The sequence below is a fragment of the Micromonospora musae genome (genome assembly GCF_003626545.1).
GTDB classification, from domain to species: Bacteria; Actinomycetota; Actinomycetes; order Mycobacteriales; family Micromonosporaceae; genus Micromonospora; species Micromonospora musae.
In genome coordinates, this window is the sequence record NZ_RAZS01000009.1 from 38,884 (window position 1) to 57,494 (window position 18,611).

Annotated in this window: 16 protein-coding genes and 1 pseudogene; 8 read left to right on the forward strand and 9 right to left on the reverse strand. The window is 72.6% G+C overall.

Translation table 11 applies throughout. The features are described from left to right. Window positions 1-35: 35 nt before the first annotated feature. Window positions 36-980: an SDR family NAD(P)-dependent oxidoreductase gene (locus tag D7147_RS23360; protein WP_120681210.1), complete on the reverse strand. Its 945-nt coding sequence runs from the start codon at window positions 978-980 to the stop codon at window positions 36-38. Between the two features lie 250 nt (window positions 981-1,230). Between D7147_RS23360 and D7147_RS23370 the strand changes: the two genes are divergently transcribed. Further along, on the forward strand, window positions 1,231-1,800 hold the full coding sequence (locus tag D7147_RS23370; protein ID WP_120681214.1) for an RNA polymerase sigma factor: 570 nt from the start codon (window positions 1,231-1,233) through the stop codon (window positions 1,798-1,800). Window positions 1,801-1,814: 14 nt separating this feature from the next. After that, entirely contained in the window at window positions 1,815-2,780 is a 966-nt protein-coding gene (locus tag D7147_RS23375) for a CU044_5270 family protein (protein ID WP_120681216.1), read from the forward strand. Window positions 2,781-2,880: 100 nt separating this feature from the next. On the opposite strand, the gene D7147_RS23380 is transcribed toward D7147_RS23375, so the two are convergent. From D7147_RS23380 to D7147_RS23390, 3 genes are read right to left on the reverse strand one after another with little or no spacing between them, the layout of a single operon-like run. Beyond that, window positions 2,881-3,642 carry a succinate dehydrogenase/fumarate reductase iron-sulfur subunit gene (locus tag D7147_RS23380; protein ID WP_120681218.1) on the reverse strand — a complete coding sequence of 254 codons (762 nt, stop codon included), beginning with the start codon at window positions 3,640-3,642 and terminating at the stop codon, window positions 2,881-2,883. Beyond that, window positions 3,639-5,576: a fumarate reductase/succinate dehydrogenase flavoprotein subunit gene (locus D7147_RS23385; RefSeq protein ID WP_120681220.1), complete on the reverse strand. Its 1,938-nt coding sequence runs from the start codon at window positions 5,574-5,576 to the stop codon at window positions 3,639-3,641. The genes D7147_RS23380 and D7147_RS23385 overlap by 4 nt, the downstream gene beginning before the upstream one ends. 1 nt (window position 5,577) lies before the next feature. Beyond that, on the reverse strand, window positions 5,578-6,315 hold the full coding sequence (locus D7147_RS23390; protein WP_120681222.1) for a succinate dehydrogenase cytochrome b subunit: 738 nt from the start codon (window positions 6,313-6,315) through the stop codon (window positions 5,578-5,580). Window positions 6,316-6,344: 29 nt separating this feature from the next. Between D7147_RS23390 and D7147_RS23395 the strand changes: the two genes are divergently transcribed. Continuing rightward, entirely contained in the window at window positions 6,345-7,280 is a 936-nt protein-coding gene (locus tag D7147_RS23395) for a LysR family transcriptional regulator (protein WP_120681224.1), read from the forward strand. Window positions 7,281-7,324: 44 nt separating this feature from the next. On the opposite strand, the pseudogene D7147_RS33200 reads toward D7147_RS23395, so the two are convergent. Both D7147_RS33200 and hrpA read right to left on the reverse strand, forming a co-directional pair. Then, window positions 7,325-7,960, reverse strand: a pseudogene (locus D7147_RS33200) (DUF998 domain-containing protein); the annotation flags it as partial. A 97-nt stretch (window positions 7,961-8,057) separates the two neighbouring features. Next, entirely contained in the window at window positions 8,058-12,095 is a 4,038-nt protein-coding gene (gene hrpA, locus D7147_RS23405) for an ATP-dependent RNA helicase HrpA (protein ID WP_120681228.1), read from the reverse strand. Window positions 12,096-12,303: 208 nt separating this feature from the next. Here hrpA and D7147_RS23410 point away from each other — a divergent pair, with 208 nt between their 5' ends. Beyond that, window positions 12,304-12,744: a cytidine deaminase family protein gene (locus tag D7147_RS23410; RefSeq protein WP_120681230.1), complete on the forward strand. Its 441-nt coding sequence runs from the start codon at window positions 12,304-12,306 to the stop codon at window positions 12,742-12,744. Between the two features lie 37 nt (window positions 12,745-12,781). Here the strand turns inward: D7147_RS23410 and D7147_RS23415 are convergent, their stop codons facing one another. Beyond that, window positions 12,782-13,099 (reverse strand): hypothetical protein, encoded by a 318-nt coding sequence (locus D7147_RS23415; RefSeq protein WP_120681232.1) that lies wholly within the window; start codon window positions 13,097-13,099, stop codon window positions 12,782-12,784. Window positions 13,100-13,131: 32 nt separating this feature from the next. Next, the gene (locus D7147_RS23420) at window positions 13,132-13,491 is read right to left on the reverse strand and encodes a YciI family protein (protein WP_120681234.1); all 360 of its coding nucleotides are present in this window, start codon (window positions 13,489-13,491) and stop codon (window positions 13,132-13,134) included. Window positions 13,492-13,632: 141 nt separating this feature from the next. On the opposite strand from D7147_RS23420, the gene D7147_RS23425 reads away from it, so the two are divergent. From D7147_RS23425 to D7147_RS23440, 4 genes are read left to right on the forward strand one after another with little or no spacing between them, the layout of a single operon-like run. Then, the gene (locus D7147_RS23425; RefSeq protein ID WP_120681236.1) at window positions 13,633-14,679 is read left to right on the forward strand and encodes a FecCD family ABC transporter permease; all 1,047 of its coding nucleotides are present in this window, start codon (window positions 13,633-13,635) and stop codon (window positions 14,677-14,679) included. Next, entirely contained in the window at window positions 14,676-15,782 is a 1,107-nt protein-coding gene (locus D7147_RS23430) for a FecCD family ABC transporter permease (RefSeq protein WP_233563364.1), read from the forward strand. Before D7147_RS23425 ends, D7147_RS23430 begins: the two co-directional genes overlap by 4 nt. Before the next feature lie 46 nt (window positions 15,783-15,828). Then, window positions 15,829-16,758, forward strand: coding sequence for an ABC transporter ATP-binding protein (locus D7147_RS23435; RefSeq protein ID WP_120681238.1), 930 nt, complete (start codon window positions 15,829-15,831; stop codon window positions 16,756-16,758). Continuing rightward, window positions 16,758-17,708 (forward strand): ABC transporter substrate-binding protein, encoded by a 951-nt coding sequence (locus D7147_RS23440; protein ID WP_120681240.1) that lies wholly within the window; start codon window positions 16,758-16,760, stop codon window positions 17,706-17,708. Before D7147_RS23435 ends, D7147_RS23440 begins: the two co-directional genes overlap by 1 nt. A gap of 176 nt (window positions 17,709-17,884) precedes the next feature. Here the strand turns inward: D7147_RS23440 and D7147_RS32490 are convergent, their stop codons facing one another. Next, window positions 17,885-18,421 carry an endonuclease domain-containing protein gene (locus D7147_RS32490; protein ID WP_158609389.1) on the reverse strand — a complete coding sequence of 179 codons (537 nt, stop codon included), beginning with the start codon at window positions 18,419-18,421 and terminating at the stop codon, window positions 17,885-17,887. Window positions 18,422-18,611 lie beyond the last annotated feature (190 nt).

Consider the following 18,611-nt stretch of genomic DNA (forward strand, 5'->3'; position numbering starts at 1 on the left):
GCGAATCGATCGACGAACGTGATCCCGCCGGCTGCTCACCGTGCCCGTCTCAGGAGCCGGGCGCCCACGGCTGCGGGCAGCGCGGCGGCGGTGCGGACGAGGTGACCGAGGTCCGGCAGCCAGTCGCCGCGTACCGTCGCGCTGCTCGGATCGGGTGCGAAGACCACCCCGTCGTTGGGGGCCACCGGCTCGTCGGTCAGCCCGAGCCGCCGCATGAGCGGTCCGACGAGTACGTCGTACAGGCCGGGCAGGCAGGTGAAGCCGACCCGCATCAGCGGGTTGAGCCGGCCGATCGACACCTCCCGGCGCGGCCGTTCGGCACACTCCACCACCGCCCGGGCGACGCGCTCCGGGGTGGCGATCGGCGGGGGTGGCCGGCCGACCAGGCCGAGGTGGTTCGCCGCCCGCTGGTAGATGCGGGTGTCCACACTGCCGGGGCTGACCAGGCAGATGTGGATCTCCGGTGCGTCGCGCAGCTCCTGCTGGAGCGCGCGGACCAGCCCGGTCAGCCCCCACTTCGCGGCCACGTAACTGCTCATGTAGGGCGCCGTGATGTGCCCGAGCACCGATCCGGTGAGCACGAGGGTGCCCTTGCCGGTGGAGCGGAAGTGGCGCAGCGCCACCCGGGCCGCCTCCGCGGCGGCCAGCAGGTCGGTCCGAACCACCTGGTCGAAGATCCGCCCGGGCAGCTGGTCGAAGCGCCCGTACGCGGTGACCGCCGCGGTGTGCGCCCAGACGTCGATGCGGCCGAACCGGTCGAGAGCGGCGGCGGCGAGCGCCTCCAGCGCCCCGGGCACGGTGATGTCCGTCGGCACGACGAGCACCTCCGCGCCCTCGGCCGCGCACTTCGCGCGTACCTCTTCGAGGGCCTGCGCGGTGCGGGCGGCGAGCACCAGGCGGTCGCCGCGCCGGGCGAACTCCCGGGCGACCAGCCGGCCGATCCCGCTGCTGGACCCGACGGCCACCACCACCCGGTTCACGGCTCGGGGACGACCTTCACGCCGCCGTCCCGCTCGGGCTGGAACATCTCGTACGCCTCCGCCGCCCGTACGTCCCGTTTACCGTGCCAGGTCAGTGCCTTCATGTCCGCTTCCCTCCGGGAGACCTCCCCGAACTGCTACCCGGGTGTGCGGAGTTGAACCGGAGCGGGCCGAGCCGGAACCGGATCCGGTAACAGCCGGGCTCGGCCGAACGAAGAAGAGGTGTAACGGCTATCAGAGAGGACGGCCCGTGCCTGATCCGGACCCAGCGGAGGGCGACATCTCCCGCATCGGCGTCGATCCAGTGGCCTTCGAGGCCTTCTACCGGCGGCACGTGACGGCGGTGGGGCGGTTCGTGGCGCGGCGGGTCGACGATCCGCACCTCGCCGCCGACCTGACCGCCGACGTCTTCCTGGCGGTGATCGAGTCGGCGGCCGGTTACCGGCCGGACCGGGGCAGCGAGGTCGGCTGGCTCTTCGGGGTGGCCCGCAACGTCGTCGCCGACGAGCGGCGTCGGGCGGCCCGGCGGCTGCGGGTGGCCGGTCGGATCGCCGGACGGCGGGACCTCGACGCCGACGACCTGGCCCGCATCGAGGAGCGGATCGACGCCGAGTCGGCGGCCCGCCGTACCCACCGGGCGTTGAGCGAGCTGCCCGAGGAGACCCGGGCGTTGGTCGAACTCGTCGCCGTGGACGGTCTCACCGTGGCGGAGGCTGCGGCCGCGCTCGGATTGTCCCCGGTCGCCGCCCGGGTGCGGCTGCATCGGGCCCGTCGCCTCGTCCGGGCCGTGCTCGCCCGTCCGGCCACCACGCTCGCATGAACGGAGATGACCAGATGACCAGGAGAGAAGAGTCGCCGCACGGTTTCGAGGAGCAGCTCCTCACCGACCTGAAGGCGCACGTCGTCCGGCGGGGCGAGACGGTTCCGGCGGCTCGTCCGGTCGGACACCGCACGCGGTTCCTACGCGGTTGGCGCCTCGCGGGCGTGTTCGGGCTGGTGGTCGTACTGACCGTCGGGGGGCTGGCGGTCCAGACGTCGGGGGTGGGTGACCGGCCGCCGCCCACGGCCAGCGCGGCGGAGATCTTCCGGCTGGCCGCCGATGCCGCCCGGCAACAGCCCGAACTCACCGCCCGCCCCGAGCAGTACGTCTTCATCGAGGAGCTGGCGACGATCCGGGACCTGCCGGACAGTGGCCCGTATCGCACCAATCGGGTGCAGCGTTGGGAGTCGGCCGGGGGACTCGCGCACGTGCAGGCCCGGTACCGGCCGGAGAACGAGCCGAACGGGTGGGGCGAATTGAAGGTGTTGCGCCCGGGTGATCCCGCGGATCCCACCAAGGAGCTCGACGAGCTTCCGTCGCCCGCGTACCACGGCGATCTGCCGACCGACCCCGACGAGCTGCTCCGGTACCTGCGGGAACACCCGGTCGACCTGCACCTGCCGGAGGCGGCCGACGAGGAGGCTGTGTACGGCAGCGAGAGCATGGCGTACACGACGGCGCGGTCGGTACTCGACGGCTACGCGCCGCCCCGAGCGCTGGCGGCGCTCTTCGAACTGCTGGCGCGGCAGCCCGGAGCGGTCGTCATCTCGGGCGACGTGGTGGACGCCGCGGGCCGGCACGGGGTGGCGATCCGGATGCCCGGGGTTATCGGCGGTAACCACGATTTCATCTTCGACCGGGACACCCACGTCTACCTGGGGCAACGGGGGTCCGTGGTGCGCGGCGGCAAGGAGTCGCTGCACGCGGCCACCGCGCGGCTCCGGGTCGCGATCGTCGACCGGCCGGGCCAACTGCCCTGACCGGTGGTGACCGCCCCGGCGGTCGGCTCCGACGGGGGCCGGGGAACCGATCGGGCCGCCGCACCCGCGAGGGTGCGGCGGCCCGTCGTACGGGTGACCGTCAGGAGCCGGGCTTGCCGGCCGCCTTCGCGTTGGCGGTCAGGAAGTCCCGGTTGAGCCGGCCGATGGTGTTCAGCGGGATGCCCTTCGGGCAGGCCACGGTGCACTCACCGGCGTTGGTGCAGCCGCCGAAGCCGGCCTCGTCGTGCGCGTCGACCATGCCGATCACCCGGGTGTAGCGCTCCGGCTGGCCCTGCGGCATCAGCGAGAGCTGGGTGATCTTGGCGGCGGTGAAGAGCATGCCGGAGCCGTTCGGGCAGGCCGCCACGCAGGCGCCGCAGCCGATGCAGGCCGCCGCCTCGAAGGCCGCGTCCGCGTCGGCCTTGGCGACCGGCGTCGCGTGCGCCTCGGGGGCGCTGCCGGTCGGCGCGGTGATGTACCCGCCGGCCGCGATGATCTTGTCGAACGCGCCGCGGTTGACGACCAGGTCCTTGATCACCGGGAAGGCCTGGGCCCGCCACGGCTCGATGTCGATCGTGTCCCCGTCCTTGAACTGCCGCATGTGCAGCTGGCAGGCGGTGGTGCCGCGCTGCGGCCCGTGCGCCATGCCGTTGATCATCATGCCGCACATGCCGCAGATGCCCTCGCGGCAGTCGTGGTCGAAGGCGACCGGGTCCTCGCCGGCGAGGATCAGGCGTTCGTTGAGCACGTCGAGCATCTCCAGGAACGACATGTCCGGGGAGACGTCGTCGACCTGGTAGCTCACCATCCGACCCTTGTCCTCGGGGCCGGTCTGGCGCCAGATGCGCAGGGTCAGGTTCACTTGTAGCTCCGCTGCGTGGGGTGGACGTATTCGAACTGCAGGTCTTCCTTGTGCAGCACCGACGGCTCGCCGGTGGCGGTGAACTCCCAGGCCGCCACGTACGAGAAGCGCTCGTCGTCGCGCTGCGCCTCGCCGTCCTCGGTCTGGTGCTCGGCCCGGAAGTGGCCGCCGCAGGACTCCTCGCGGTGCAGGGCGTCGATGCACATGAGCTCGGCCAGCTCGAAGAAGTCGGCCACCCGGCCGGCCTTCTCCAGCGACTGGTTCAGCCCCTCGCCGTCGCCGAGCACCCGGACGCGCTGCCAGAACTGCTCGCGCAGCGCGCGGATCTCGTCGATCGCCTTGCGCAGCCCGGCGTCGGTGCGCTCCATGCCGCAGTGTTCCCACATGATCTGGCCAAGCTCGCGGTGGAACGAGTCGACGGTCCGGTCGCCGTTGATCGAGAGCAGCCGCTGGAGGCGGTCCTCCACGTCCTGCCGGGCCTCGACCGCCGCCGGGTGGCTGCTGTCGACCTTCTCGAACGGGCCGGCGGACAGGTAGTTGGCGACGGTGTTCGGCAGTACGAAGTAGCCGTCGGCGAGGCCCTGCATGAGGGCGGACGCGCCGAGCCGGTTGGCGCCGTGGTCGGAGAAGTTCGCCTCACCGATCACGAAGAGGCCGGGGATGGTCGACTGGAGGTCGTAGTCGACCCAGAGCCCGCCCATCGTGTAGTGCACCGCGGGGTAGATCCGCATCGGCACCTCGTACGGGTCCTCGCCGGTGATGCGCTCGTACATCTCGAAGAGGTTGCCGTACTTGGCCTCGACGGCCTTGCGGCCGAGGCGACCGATCGCGTCGGCGAAGTCCAGGTAGACGCCGAGCCCACCCGGTCCGACGCCGCGGCCCTGGTCGCAGACCGCCTTCGCGGCCCGGGAGGCGATGTCCCGGGGGACCAGGTTGCCGAAGGCCGGGTAGATCCGCTCCAGGTAGTAGTCCCGCTCGTCCTCGGGGATGTCCTTCGGGTTGCGGTCGTCGCCCTTGGCCTTCGGCACCCAGACCCGGCCGTCGTTACGCAGCGACTCGCTCATCAGGGTCAGCTTCGACTGGTGGTCGCCGGAGACCGGGATGCAGGTCGGGTGGATCTGCGTGTAGCAGGGGTTGGCGAAGTACGCGCCCTTGCGGTGGGCCCGCCAGGTGGCGGTGACGTTGCAGCCCTTGGCGTTGGTGGAGAGGTAGAAGACGTTGCCGTAGCCGCCGGAGGCGAGCACGACCGCGTCGGCGAACTCGGTGGTGATCTCACCGGTGACCATGTCCCGGACCACGATGCCCCGGGCCCGGCCGTCGACGAGGATCAGCTCCAGCATCTCGTGCCGGGCGTTCATCTCCACGTTGCCCAGGCCGATCTGCCGCTCGAGGGCCTGGTACGCGCCGAGCAGCAGCTGCTGACCCGTCTGGCCCCGGGCGTAGAAGGTGCGCTGCACCTGGGCGCCGCCGAAGGAGCGGGTGTCCAGCAGGCCGCCGTACTCGCGGGCGAACGGCACGCCCTGGGCGACGCACTGGTCGATGATGTTGACCGAGACCTCGGCGAGGCGGTGCACGTTCGACTCGCGGGAGCGGAAGTCGCCGCCCTTGACCGTGTCGTAGAAGAGCCGGTGCACCGAGTCGCCGTCGTTGCGGTAGTTCTTGGCGGCGTTGATGCCGCCCTGCGCGGCGATCGAGTGGGCCCGGCGCGGGCTGTCCTGGTAGCAGTAGGACTTGACCTGGTAGCCCTGCTCGGCGAGCGTGGCGGCGGCCGAGCCGCCGGCCAGGCCGGTGCCCACCACGATCACGCTCATCTTCCGGCGGTTCGCCGGGTTGACGAGCTTGGACTCGAAGCGGTGGCGGTCCCAGCGGGTCTCGATCGGGCCGTCGGGAGCCTTGGTGTCGGCGATCGGGTCGCCCTCGGTGAACAGTTCCATGTCAGGACACCAATCCGGTGAGTACGGCGAACGGGATCACCAGGAAGCCGCCGCTGATCAGGATGGCGACGGCCAGCGCGGCGGCTCGTGCCCGGCGCTCGCCCGTGGGCGTCTGCTGTCCCAGGCTGCGCAGCGCGCTGAACACACCGTGCCGGAGGTGGAAGCCCAGCGTGACGATCGCCAGGGTGTAGAAGAGGGTGACGTACCAGCGCTCGGGCGCGAAGTCGGCGACCACGTTGCTGTACGGCTTGCTGCCGTCGCCGACCGGGTTCAGCGTGCCGACGCTCAGGTCCAGCAGGTGGTAGATCACGAAGAGCAGGATGATCACGCCACCCCAGCGCATCGTGCGGGCCGCGTAGCTGCCCTGGACCTTCGGGCGGTGCGCGTACCGGACCGGGCGGGCGGCGCGGGCGCGCAGCGCCAGCACGGTCGCGGACCAGATGTGGGCGACGACGGAGACCGTCAGCGCGAAGCGCAGGATCCAGAGGAACCAGACGCCGGGCAGCAGCGGCTTGCCGATGTCGCGCAGCCAGTGCGCGTAGTGGTCGAATGCCGTCTCGCCCGCGAAGGCCTTCAGGTTTCCGACCATGTGTGCGATCAGGTACAGCACAAAGAAGATGCCTGACACCGCCATGACGGCCTTGAGGCCGACGTTCGAGCGGATCGGCGAGCGGGTTCTCGTCGTCGTGGCTACCACAGGGCCGACGCTAGGAGCAGTTCGATCAGTCGTCCAATGCATCGACAGCGCAGTCTTGATAGCCGTAGGCTATGAGGGTGCAGCTGCATCAGCTCAGGTACTTCGTAGCGGTGGCCGAAGTACGACATTTCACCCAAGCCGCCGACATCGTCGGCATAACTCAGCCGTCGTTGAGTAAGCAAATTCACGCCCTGGAGGGCGACCTGGGGGCGCCGCTCTTCGAACGAGTAAGAGGCAACATCGCCCTCACCGCGGCGGGGGAGGTGCTCCTGCCGTTGGCCCGACGCATCCTCGCCGACGTCGACACCGCCACCCGCGAGGTGCAGGAGCTGGTCGGCCTGCGGCGCGGTCGGGTCCGGCTCGGCGCCACCCCGAGCCTGGCCACCTCGCTCGCCCCGCCGGTGCTGCGCCGGTTCCGCGACGCGCACCCCGCGGTGGACCTGCGCGTGGAGGAGGGCGGTTCGCAGGACCTCGTCCGCGACCTGCTCCGCGGCGACCTGGACCTCGCGCTCATCATCATGCCGGCCCAGGGAGCGGACCCCGGACTGCGCGTCGACCCGATCCTGCGGGAGAGCCTCGTGGTCGCCTCCGCGGCCGACCCGGAGACCGGTCCGACCGGCGGTGAGCTGCGCATCACCGACCTGCGCGACCGGCCGATGGTGATGTTCCGGGAGGGCTACGACCTGCGCGACGCCACCATTCAGGCGTGCCGCGCCGCCGGCTTCGAGCCCACCTTCGCCGTCGACGGCGGGGAGATGGACGCGGTGCTCAGCTTCGTCGAGGCCGGGCTCGGCATCGCGCTGGTGCCCGGCATCGTCGTCTCCCGACGCCCCGGCGTACGCATCACCCGGCTCGCCCCGCCGGGCGTGACCCGGACCATCGCGGTGGCCCGACGCCGCGACGTGGTGCCCACCAACGCCGGCCGGGAGCTGCGCCGCATCCTGCTGGAGTACGTCCGCGACGCGACCGCCGACGGTGACCTCCCGCCCGGTGTCGAACCGCTGTAGGCGGTCGTGACCCGGCCACCGTGGTCCAGGTGGGCGACGAGGATCAGCAGGCAGACCTCGGCGAGGCAGACGAGACGTTCGAGTAGACCGACGTACGGGCGCAGCGGCGAGCCCACCAGGTAGGCGGCCACGAAGGGGACCAGGGCGACCGCGCACCCGACCGCGCCCACCACCACCGCTCGGGCGAGACGCCCCGGACGCCGTACGGCGACGAGCAGCGCCCCGGCGGGCAGGCCGGAGAGGGCGGCCACGGCTGCCCAGCGGTGGATCTCCCCGGTGACCGACACCGGCACCCCCGGCGCGTCGCGAGGAAAGACGACCAGCACCACCAGCCCGACGCACCAGGCGGCCAACCCGACCGGCCCGACGACCGCCGGCAGCCGTCCCCGCCCGAACGACGAGCGCGCCGACCGGCGCAGCGCCGGGGCCAGGAGCAGGACCGATCCCGTGGCCAGCGCCAGCACGGCCAGGTTGAACAGCCAGCCGTGCCGCGACAGCGCGTAGTCGCTGACCGTGTCGCGTACCGGATGGACCGGTTGCCCGGGCAGGTGCAGGACGCCGAAGAGGAGCATCGCCGTCCCGGCTCCGACCAGTCCGCCGAGGCGGGTGACGGCCCGGGCGCGGGCCGGCCGGGAGCCGGATCCGGTGGCCGGTACGAGGGAGGCAGGGGCAGTGGGCACGACCGGTTCTCCTCACCCGGCGGCGCGCCCGGACGGCACGCGAGGGCGAGCGTGTTCCCGCTACGCCCCGCCCCACACCCGCCGGATCAGGGCCGGCTCAGCGCCCCTCGGCCTCGTCCATGGCCCGGTAGATGCGCTGCTCCGACACCGGGTACGGGGTGCCGAGCGCCTGAGCGAAGACGTTCACCCGCAACTCCTCGATCATCCAGCGGACCTGCCGGGCCGCCGCCGACTGCCGCCGCGCCGGTGGCAGCGCCGCCAGCATCTCCTGATACTCCTTCTGCACCACGGCGATCCGGTCCTGCTGCTGCTTGTCCCGCTGCGGGTTACCCGGCAACCGCTCCAACCGGCGTTCGATCGCGGTGAGGTAGCGCAGCACGTCGGGCAGGCGGGCGTACCCGGTCTCGGTGAGGAACCCGGCGTGCACCAGCCCGGTGAGCTGGTTGCGGATGTCCGCCAGCGCCGCCACCACCGCCAGGTTCTTCGTCGCCCCGAGCCGCTGCTCCACCGCGTACCCGGTGGCGAGCACCCGGCGGGCCCGCTCCATCACCTCGACGACCGTGTCGATCAGGTCGGCGCGGACCCGGTCGCGCAGCGCCGCGAAGCCATCGGCGTCCCAGGCCGGGCCGCCCGCGTCGGCGACCAGCTTGTCGATCGCCGCGCCGGCCGCGTCCTCGATGAGCGCCTGCACCCCGCCGTGCGGGTTACGGCTGAGCGCCAGCTTCGCCTCGTTCGACAACCGCCCCTGGAGGAACTTCGCCGGTGACGGCACGGTCAACCGCAGCAGCCGGCGGGTGCCCGCCCAGTGCGCCGCCTCGGCCTCCGGCGCCGAGTCGAAGACCCGTACGCCGACCGTGCTGCCCTCGTCGACGAGCGCCGGGTACGCCGTCACCGCGTACCCGGCCCGGACCTGCTCGATGGTGCGGGGCAGGGTCCCGATGCTCCACTCGCGCAGCCCGGTGCGGGCCACGTCCGGCGCGGCGGCCGCCACCACCTGCCGTACCTCGGTCTTGAGCCGGCGTTGCAGCGCCGGCAGGTCCTTGCCCTCGGCGACCGGCTTGTCGTCCTCGCCGAGCACCCGGAAGGTGACCCTCAGGTGCGGCGGCAGCTTCGGCACGTCCCAGGCGTCCCGGGGGACGGTCACCCCGGTCATCCGGCGCAGCTGGCGGGTCAGGGCGTCCAGCAGCGGCTCCTCGCCGGCGGGCATCGCGGCGAGCGCCGCCCGCGCGTAGTCGGGCACCGGAACGAAGTTGCGGCGCAGCGCCTTCGGCAGGGACCGGATCAGCGCCACCACCAGCTCCTCGCGCAGCCCGGGCACCTGCCAGTCGAAGCTCTCGGCCGGCACCTGGTTCAGCAGCGGCAGCGGGATGTCCACCGTGACCCCGTCGGTCTCGGTGCCCGGCTCGAAGCTGTAGGTCAGCGGCAGCGTGACCCCTTCGGCCCGCCACTCGTCGGGGTAGTCGGTCTCCTCCACCCCGCCCCGGCCCGCGTTGACCAGCAGCTCACGGGTGAAGGTGAGCAGGTCGGGCTGCTCCCGCCGGACCTTCTTCCACCAGGTGTCGAAGTGCCGACCGGAGACCACGTCGGCGGGGATGCGCTCGTCGTAGAAGGCGAAGATGGTCTCGTCGTCGACGAGGATGTCCCGCCGTCGGGCCCGGTTCTCCAGCTCCTCGATCTCGCCCAGCAGCCGCTGGTTGTCGCGCCAGAACTGGTGGTGGGTCTGCCAGTCACCCTCGACCAACGCGTGCCGGACGAAGAGCTCACGGCTGAGCGCCGGATCGATCCGGCCGAAGTTGACCTTCCGGGAGGTGACCAGCGGAATGCCGTAGAGGGTCACCTTCTCGTACGCCATCACGGCCGCCTGCTTCTTCTCCCAGTGCGGCTCGCTGTAGCTGCGCTTCACCAGGTGCTGGGCGAGCGGCTCCACCCACTCCGGCTCGACCCGGCCGGCGATGCGGCCCCAGAGTCGGGACGTCTCCACCAGCTCGGCCGCCATCACCCAGCGCGGTGGCTTGCGGAACAGCGCCGAACCGGGGAAGAGCCCGAACTTCGCGCCCCGGGCGCCCAGGTACTCGTTCTTCTGCGCGTCCTTCAGGCCGACGTGCGAGAGCAGCCCGGCCAGCAGCGACTGGTGCACCTTCGGGGTGTCGATCTCCTCCGGCAGGTCCGCGCCGCCACGCCGGCCGCCGTCGTTCGCGCCTGTCTCCCGCGCCGGTCGCCCGCCGCGCCCACCGCCGCCCTGCTCGGGGGTACGCAACACCTGGCGCAGCTGGCTGACGATGTCCTGCCACTCGCGTACCCGCAGGTAGTTGAGGTACTCGGCCCGGCACATCCGGCGGAAGGCGCTGGAGGAGAGCGCCCGCTGCTGCTCGCGCAGGTAGCGCCAGAGGTTCAGCAGCGCCACGAAGTCCGACTCCCGGTCGGTGAAGCGGGCGTGCGCCTGGTCGGCCTGGGCCTGCTTCTCCGCCGGCCGTTCCCGAGGGTCCTGGATCGACAGCGCCGCGGCGATCACCATGACCTCGGTGGCGCAGCCGTTGCGCTCCCCCTCGACGACCATGCGGGCCAACCGGGGGTCGACCGGCAGCTGCGCCAGCCGCCGCCCGAGCGGGGTGAGCCGCTTCGCCGGGTCGGTCTCGGCCGGATCCAACCCGCCCAGCTCGTGCAGCAGGTTCACGCCGTCGGTGATGTTGCGCCGGTCCGGCGGCTCGATGAACGGGAACGCGCCGATGTCGCCGAGCCCGATCGCGGTCATCTGGAGGATGACGGAGGCGAGGTTGGTCCGCAGGATCTCCGGGTCGGTGAACTCCGGCCGGGAGAGGAAGTCCTGCTCGTCGTAGAGGCGGATGCAGATGCCGTCCGAGGTGCGGCCGCAGCGGCCCTTGCGCTGGTTCGCCGACGCCTGGGAGACCGGCTCGATCGGCAGCCGCTGCACCTTGAGCCGGTTGCTGTAGCGGGAGATGCGGGCCGTGCCGGGGTCGACGACGTACTTGATGCCGGGGACGGTCAGCGACGTCTCCGCCACGTTGGTGGCGAGCACCACGCGCCGCCCGCCGTGCGGGGCGAAGACCCGGTGCTGCTCGGCGGCGGAGAGCCGCGCGTACAGCGGCAGGATCTCGGTGCCGCGCAGCAGGGGCTTCTTCTCCACCAGCCGGCCCAGCGCGTCGGCGGTGTCCCGGATCTCCCGCTCCCCGCTGAGGAAGACCAGGATGTCGCCGGGGCCCTCGGCGGCCAGCTCCTCGACGGCGTCGCCGATCGCCTGGATCTGGTCGCGGACGTTCTCCTCGTCCCCGTCCTGCTCGTCCGCCTCGGTGACCTCGACCAGCGGCCGGTAACGAACCTCCACCGGGTACGTCCGCCCGGAGACCTCGATGACCGGCGCGGGCTTGCCCTCCGCGTCGGCGAAGTGCCGGGCGAACCGGTCCGTCTCGATGGTCGCCGACGTGATGACCAGCTTGAGGTCGGGCCGGCGGGGCAGCAGCTGCTTCAGGTAGCCGAGGATGAAGTCGATGTTGAGGCTGCGCTCGTGCGCCTCGTCGATGATCAGCGTGTCGTACTGCCGGAGCATCCGGTCGGTCTGCAGCTCGGCGAGGAGGATGCCGTCGGTCATCAGCTTCACCAGGCTGCGGTCGCTCACCTGGTCGGTGAAGCGGACCTTGTAGCCGACCACGTCACCCAGCTCGGTGCCGAGCTCCTCGGCGATCCGGTCGGCGACCGTACGCGCGGCCAGCCGCCGGGGCTGGGTGTGCCCGATCAGCCCGCTGATCCCCCGCCCCAGCTCCAGGCAGATCTTGGGCAGCTGGGTGGTCTTGCCGGAGCCGGTCTCGCCGGCCACGATCACCACCTGATGCTCCCGGATCGCGGCGGCGAGGTCGTCCTTGCGCTCGCTCACCGGCAGGCCGGCCGGATAGGTGATCGTCGGGACCGCGGCGCGCCGACCGGCGAGCCGCTGCTCGGCCCGCTCGACCTCGACGGTGATCTCGGTCAGCGCCGCCTCCCGCCGCTGCGGGTCACGGAGCTTGCGGGCACCGTCCAGCCGTCGCTGGAGCCGGCGCTGGTCGCGAAACATCAGGGGGGAGAGGCGGCGGTGCAGCTCCCGGACGGTGTCGGGCGCGGCGGGTACGGCTGGATTCTGCATGTCGTGGCCAAGAATAGGCCGCGACCCGGAAGTCGCCTCCTGGTTTACCGTCCCGCCCCGGGAAGATCGACTCCGGTTCGCCGTCGGCGGGGTGACCGCGCTCCCGCGACACGCCCCCGCCCCGCAGCCCGAGTCGATCGACCAGGGTGCGGGGCGGCGCGGTCGGCCCCGTTAGAGTGACCGCCGGACGACGACGGGGGAGCGGGGCATGGAGTTGCGGGACACCGACCGGGCACTCGTGCAGGCCGCGACAGCCGTCGCGAAGCTGCGTTGCCGCAGTGAGAACCACACCGTGGCCGCCGCCGCCCGCACCGCCGACGGCCGGGTCTTCACCGGCGTGAACGTCTACCACTTCACCGGCGGGCCCTGCGCCGAGGTGGTCGCGATCGGCGCCGCCGCCACCCAGGGCGCGACCGAGCTGGAGACCATCGTCGCCGTGGGCGACCGGGGGCGTGGGGTGATCCCGCCGTGCGGGCGCTGCCGGCAGGTGCTCCTCGACTACTTCCCGTCGATCCGGGTGATCGTCGGGCCGGCCGACGCGCTGCGCGTCGTGTCGATCGGCGACCTGCTCCCCGACACGTACATCTGGGCGGACCACCAGCTCGACGCGACCGCCGATCCGGTGCCGGCGCCCCGACCCGGCGACTGACCCGGCTCCGGACGAGGCGTCCTCGACGCCCGGGTGGTCACTCCGCCGTTTCGGCGGGCGGCTGGTCGTCCGGCTCGGCGGCCCGTGGGCGTCGCCGCCGCAGCCCCACCCAGGCGGCGATCGTGAGCCCGACCACCAGAAGCGCGACCTTGAAGCCGGCCCTGCCGAACGCGAGGTGACCGAGGGCGCTCGCGGCGAAGCCGACCCACCACTCCGGGTCGAGGAACCGGTCCCGGTCCGCGCGGTACGCCCAGCCGCGAACCCACCAGCCGAGCACCACCAGCCCGATCGCGACCACGCCGGCGAGCAGGGCGGAGAGCGCGTACCTGCGACCGCTTCCGCGCCCACCCGCCATGCCCGCGAGGGTAGCGGAGCCACGCCGTCCAGTCAGTCTCCGGCGGCCGCCGCCAGCATCGAACGTGGCACCGGCACACCCTCGAAACGGAGGTTGCCCTCGGGGACCATCCACCTCATCACCCGCGCCTCCAGCAGTCCGGCGCGTACCGCCGGATCGTTGTGGAAGAGCTCGCGGGCCATGTCGGGGTGCACGGAGAGCACGACGAAGCCGCGCAGCCGCTCGTCGTCCGCGTCCACCAGCGGGCCGGCCGCGAGGACGAGATCCTGCTCCACGAGCCCCGCCTGGTGGGCCAGATGAGCGGCGCGCAACCGGTCGAACGCCTCGGGCGGCAGCTGCGGGGCGTCCGAGGGGTGCGCCAGCAGGACGACCGTGTGCTGGTCGTATCGCATTCCCTCACCCTATGCGGGCCGGCGCCACGTTCGCGGACGTCCGCGCAGGTCAACGAGGTTCGATGGAGGGCTGCCGCTTAGGTGCCCCTAACCGAGTCGGCTAAGGTAAGGCGAACCTAAGCGCGAATCCGCAGGAGCTTCGTGACCACCCTTCTCAGCCGGCCGGTCGACCCCGGCCGCCGCACCGGCGCCCACAGCGGGCGTCGGATCGCGGTCACCGCCGCGGCCGCGCTGGTGCTACTGCTCACCGTGCTGGCCAGCTTCGCCCTCGGCAGCCGGCCGATCCCCGTCGACCAGGTGTGGCACGCCCTCGTGTCGCCCGACGGCGGCGAGGCGAGCACCATCATCCGCGAGCTGCGCCTGCCGCGTACCGCCCTCGGCCTCGTCGTCGGCGTGGCGCTCGCGGTCGCCGGCGTGCTCCTGCAGGCCCTCACCCGCAACCCGCTCGCCGAGCCGCGCATCCTCGGTATCAGCGCCGGTGCGTCGTTCGGTGTGGTGCTGGCCATCTCCGTGTTCGGCGTCAGCACGCTCGCCGGGTACGTCTGGTTCGGCATCGGCGGCGCCTTCCTCGCCGGGCTGCTGGTCTTCGCCGTGGCCGCCCGCGCCCGCGAGGGCGCCAGCCCGGTCACCCTCGCACTGGTCGGCGCCGCGCTCGACGCGAGCCTCGGCTCCGTGGTGTTCGCGCTGCTCAGCATCGACGCCCGCACCTTCGAGGAGTACCGGTTCTGGGTGGTGGGCGGGCTCACCGGCCGGGACCTCTCCGTCGCCGTGCAGGTGCTGCCGATCGTGCTCGCGGGGCTCGTACTGGCCGCGCTGGTCGCCCGTGGCCTGGACGCGCTGGCCCTCGGCGACGATGTGGCCCGTGGCCTCGGCAACCGCGTCGGCCTGGTCCGGCTCGGCGGGGGCGTCGCCGCCGTCCTGCTCACCGGCGCCGCCGTCGCCGCCGCCGGGCCGGTCGCGTTCGTCGGCCTGGCCGTACCGCACCTGGCCCGCGCCCTGGTCGGCGCCGACCACCGCTGGACCCTGACCGTCTCCGCGCTGCTCGGACCGGCGCTGCTGCTCGCCGCCGACGTAGTGGGCCGGCTCATCGATCCGCCCAGCGAGGTACCGGCCGGCATCATCACCGCTCTGGTCGGCGCGCCCCTGCTCGCCCTCCTGGTCCGCCGCGCGAAGGTGGTGACCGCGTGACCGCCCCCAGTCGCGACCGCAGCGCCGGTGGTGTGACCACCATCGAACCCGCCGTCGCCACGGCCGGCACCGCGCGCCTGCCGGGCCGCTCACTCCTGCGGGTCGGCCCGCTGAGCGTGCAGATCCGCCGCCGCTCCGTGCTGGTCGCCGCCGTCCTGCTGGTGCTGCTGGCGGTCGCCGGGGTGCTCAGCCTCTCCCTCGGCACCCCGTACGTCGCCGCAGGCGACGTGCTGCGCGCGCTCTCCGGCGCCGGTACCCCGTACGACCTGGTCGTCCTCGACCTGCGGCTGCCTCGGGTGGTGCTGGCCGCGGTGGCCGGCGCGGCGTTCGGGGTGGCCGGCACGCTGATCCAGAGCGTGGCGCGCAACCCCCTCGCCAGCCCGGACGTCATCGGTGTCACCCAGGGCGCCGGCCTCGCCGCGACGGTCGCGCTGACCAGCGGCGCGGCGGCGGTGGTCGTCGGGCCGGCGGCCCTGGCCGGCGGGCTGGTCGCCGCCGCCCTGGTGCTCGCCCTCGGCGCCCGGCACGGCCTGGCCGCGCAGCGCTTCGTGCTGGCCGGCGTGGCGGTCGCGTTCGCCCTGAAGGCGCTCACCGAGATCGTCATGCTCACCGCCGAGGCGATCGACGGGCAGCGCGCCCAGATCTGGCTGATCGGCACGCTGGCCGGCAAGGGCTGGACCGAGGCCGCCTGGATCGGCGCCACCCTGCTCGTGCTCCTGCCGGTGCTGGCCTGGGCGGGCTGGGCGCTGAACAGCAGCGCGCTCGACGACGACACCGCCCGGGGCATCGGGCTGCGCCCGGTGTCCCGCCGGATCGCGCTCGCCGGCACCGGCGTGCTCGTCGCCGCGATGGTCACCGCCCAGGTCGGCGCCGTCGACTTCGTGGCGCTGGTCGCCCCGCAGGTGGCCCGCCGGTTGGTACGCGCCGAACGCCCGCCGCTGGTCTGCGCCGCGCTGATGGGCGCGCTGCTGCTCGTCCTGGCCGACCTCGCCGGACGACGGCTCTTCGCCCCGACGCAGCTGCCGGCCGGGGTGCTGACCGCCGCCATCGGTGGCCCGTACCTCATGTACCTGCTGCTCCGCGGCCGTAAGAGGTCGTCGTGACCGGCCGTTGCCAATCCCATTCGTCGACCACCCTTCGGGAGGCGTGATGCTCTCCACCCGCGACCTGGTCGCCGGCTACGACGAGCGGACCGTGCTGGACGGGCTGGACCTGGAGCTGCCCGCCGACGCGTTCACCGTGATCGTCGGGCCGAACGCCTGCGGCAAGTCGACCCTGCTGCGGACACTGGCCCGGCTGCTCGTCCCGCGCCGCGGCAGCGTGCTGCTGGACGGCAAGGCCATCCAGGAGCTCCCCACCCGGGAGGTCGCCCGGCGCCTCGCCGTGCTGCCGCAGAGCCCGCTGGTCCCCGAGGGGGTCACCGTCGCGGACCTGGTCGGTCGGGGCCGGCAGCCGTACCAGCGCTGGTGGCGGCAGTGGTCGGAGGAGGACAGCTCGGCCGTGGACCACGCGATGGCCCTCGCCGACGTCGCCGGCCTCGCCGACCGGCCGGTGGACACCCTCTCCGGCGGGCAGCGCCAGCGGGTGTGGATCGCCATGACGCTCGCCCAGGACACCGAGGCGCTGCTGCTCGACGAGCCGACCACCTTCCTCGACCTGGCCCACCAGGTGGAGGTGCTGGACCTGCTGCACCGGCTGCGCGTCGAGCGGGGCCGCACCGTGGTCGCCGTGCTGCACGACCTCAACCAGGCCGCCCGGTACGCCGACCACCTGGTCGCCATGCGCTCCGGCGCGGTGGTGGCCGCCGGACCGCCCCGCGAGATCCTCACCGCGGAGTTGGTCCGCGAGGTCTTCGGGCTCGACTGTGTGGTCGTGCCCTGCCCGGTGACCGGCGCGCCGCTGGTGGTGCCCGCGCTCACCAGCCCGACCCTGGCCGACCCGGCGGCGCGGTCGTCCGCGCCGACTCCGGCCGGCACCGCCTCGGGCACCGATGCCAGTTCACCCACCGGATCCACCGGTGCAACCCCAGCCGGCAGCGAGAACGCGCTCGCCGGCTCGTACCCTTCGGAAGGACACTGATGCGTCGTCGTCTCGTCGCCGCCCTCGCCGCGGCCGTCGCCCTCGGCGTCGGACTCACCGCGTGCGGTGAGAGCGACCCGGTCGCCGGCACCAACGCCGGCGGGGACACCCGGGAGATCACCCACGCCATGGGCACCACCAAGGTGCCGGCCCACCCGCAGCGCGTCGTCGTGCTCGACAGCGACAAGATCGACACGATGCTCTCGCTCGGCCTGACCCCGGTCGGGGCAACCAACACCGGTGAGGCCAAGGGCTGGCCGACCTACTTCGGCGAGGAGAAGCTCGCCAGCATCAAGGACGTCGGGCAGGTCAGCGAGCCCGACATCGAGGCGATCAACGCCCTGAAGCCGGACCTCATCCTGGGCAGCAAGTTCCGCCAGGAGAAGTTCTACGACGAGCTCTCCGCGGTCGCGCCGACCGTCTTCACCGAGAAGGTCGGCATCACCTGGAAGGAGAACTTCCTCCTCGACGGCAAGACCCTCGGCAAGGAGCAGGAGAGCAAGGACCTGCTCGCGCAGTACGAGACCCGGGCGAAGGAGTTCGGCGCCAAGCTGGGCGCCGCCGCCGCGCAGAAGATCTCCATCGTCCGCTTCCGCCCCGGCAGCATCCGGGTCTACGGTCCGGACTCCTTCTCCGGCATCGTGCTCGGTGACGCCGGGCTGCCCCGCCCCGAGCGGCAGATGCTGGCGAACAAGGACGACAAGCGCTTCGACGAGATCAGCCCGGAGCGGATCAGCGAGGTCGACGGTGACGTCATCTTCGTGACGGCGTTCGGCGAGAAGGCCGCCGCGGAGCAGGCCAAGGTCACCGGCGGCAGCCTCTGGAAGAACCTGTCGGCGGTCAAGGCCAACAAGGTGTACGTCGTGCCCGACGAGGTCTGGATGACCGGCATCGGTGTCGGCGCCGCCAACAAGATCCTCGACGACCTCCAAAAGCACCTGACCGCCTAACCCCCCCCGCCCGCCCCGCGCGGGGCCCCGCGCTCCGCGCCAGGCCCCGCGCCAGGCCCCAAGATCCGCGCACGTTGGCGCCAAGATCCGCGCAATTTCGCGGAAGTTGCTGTTTCGCCTAGCCGCGAGGCAGCAACTTCCCGGAAGTTGCGCGGATCTTGCCGTTTTGGCCGACGTCAGCGGGCTCGGGAGCGAAGGGCGTGACGGATCTCGGTCACGACGCCCTCGAAGTCGTCCTTGAGGCGCTTCGCGGTCACGTGCAACACCGTCCAACCCTGGCCGACGAGCCGGTTGAGGCGACGACGGTCGCGGTGCAGTTGCTCGGGATCGTGGTGCCAGACGCCGTCGTACTCGACCGCGACCCTGAACCGCGGCCAAGCGAGGTCGACCCGGGCGACGAACCTGCCGTCGTGCTCCACCACGAACTGGGTGACCGGTCTCGGCAGACCCGCCATCACGAGTCGAACCCGCAGCACGGACTCGGGACGCGACTCCGCCCCTGGATCCGCCAGATCCGCGACGCGCAGCAGGCGCTTCCATCCGCGCAGCCCCAACCGTGCGTGAGCGTGGCCCTGCAACGTCTCGACCCTAACCAGTCGCCGCCGGACGAGCCCGTCCACGACGGCCACCGCCTCCTCGACCGCCAGCCACTGCGCCAGATCCCAGCAGGTGCGCACCGGGGTGGTCACCCGGATCCCGGCGTGGAGACGCACCTCGGCTTCGCTTGACTCTGCCGTGTGTATCGCGAACCCGGCGACGGGCCCGAACCGGTGCCCCATCGGCACCAGGACGTCGAGCGGCTGCGTCGGGCCGACCGAACCGACCCCGTAGAGCGCGGCCGCGCTTCGCCCAGCGATCGCGGCTTGGTCGGGCAGGACCCACCGCGGAGCCGCCAGGCAGCGT

What these genes read in the sequence shown, in the direction of transcription:
- D7147_RS23435 (WP_120681238.1), top strand. Translation starts at nt 15,829, where the DNA reads ATGCTCTCCACCCGCGACCTGGTCGCCGGCTACGACGAGCGGACCGTG.
- D7147_RS23385 (WP_120681220.1), bottom strand. Translation starts at nt 5,576, where the DNA reads ATGGAACTGTTCACCGAGGGCGACCCGATCGCCGACACCAAGGCTCCC.
- D7147_RS23415 (WP_120681232.1), bottom strand. Translation starts at nt 13,099, where the DNA reads ATGGCGGGTGGGCGCGGAAGCGGTCGCAGGTACGCGCTCTCCGCCCTG.
- D7147_RS23375 (WP_120681216.1), top strand. Translation starts at nt 1,815, where the DNA reads ATGACCAGGAGAGAAGAGTCGCCGCACGGTTTCGAGGAGCAGCTCCTC.
- D7147_RS23440 (WP_120681240.1), top strand. Translation starts at nt 16,758, where the DNA reads ATGCGTCGTCGTCTCGTCGCCGCCCTCGCCGCGGCCGTCGCCCTCGGC.
- D7147_RS23410 (WP_120681230.1), top strand. Translation starts at nt 12,304, where the DNA reads ATGGAGTTGCGGGACACCGACCGGGCACTCGTGCAGGCCGCGACAGCC.
- hrpA (WP_120681228.1), bottom strand. Translation starts at nt 12,095, where the DNA reads ATGCAGAATCCAGCCGTACCCGCCGCGCCCGACACCGTCCGGGAGCTG.
- D7147_RS23420 (WP_120681234.1), bottom strand. Translation starts at nt 13,491, where the DNA reads ATGCGATACGACCAGCACACGGTCGTCCTGCTGGCGCACCCCTCGGAC.
- D7147_RS23390 (WP_120681222.1), bottom strand. Translation starts at nt 6,315, where the DNA reads ATGCATTGGACGACTGATCGAACTGCTCCTAGCGTCGGCCCTGTGGTA.
- D7147_RS23395 (WP_120681224.1), top strand. Translation starts at nt 6,345, where the DNA reads ATGAGGGTGCAGCTGCATCAGCTCAGGTACTTCGTAGCGGTGGCCGAA.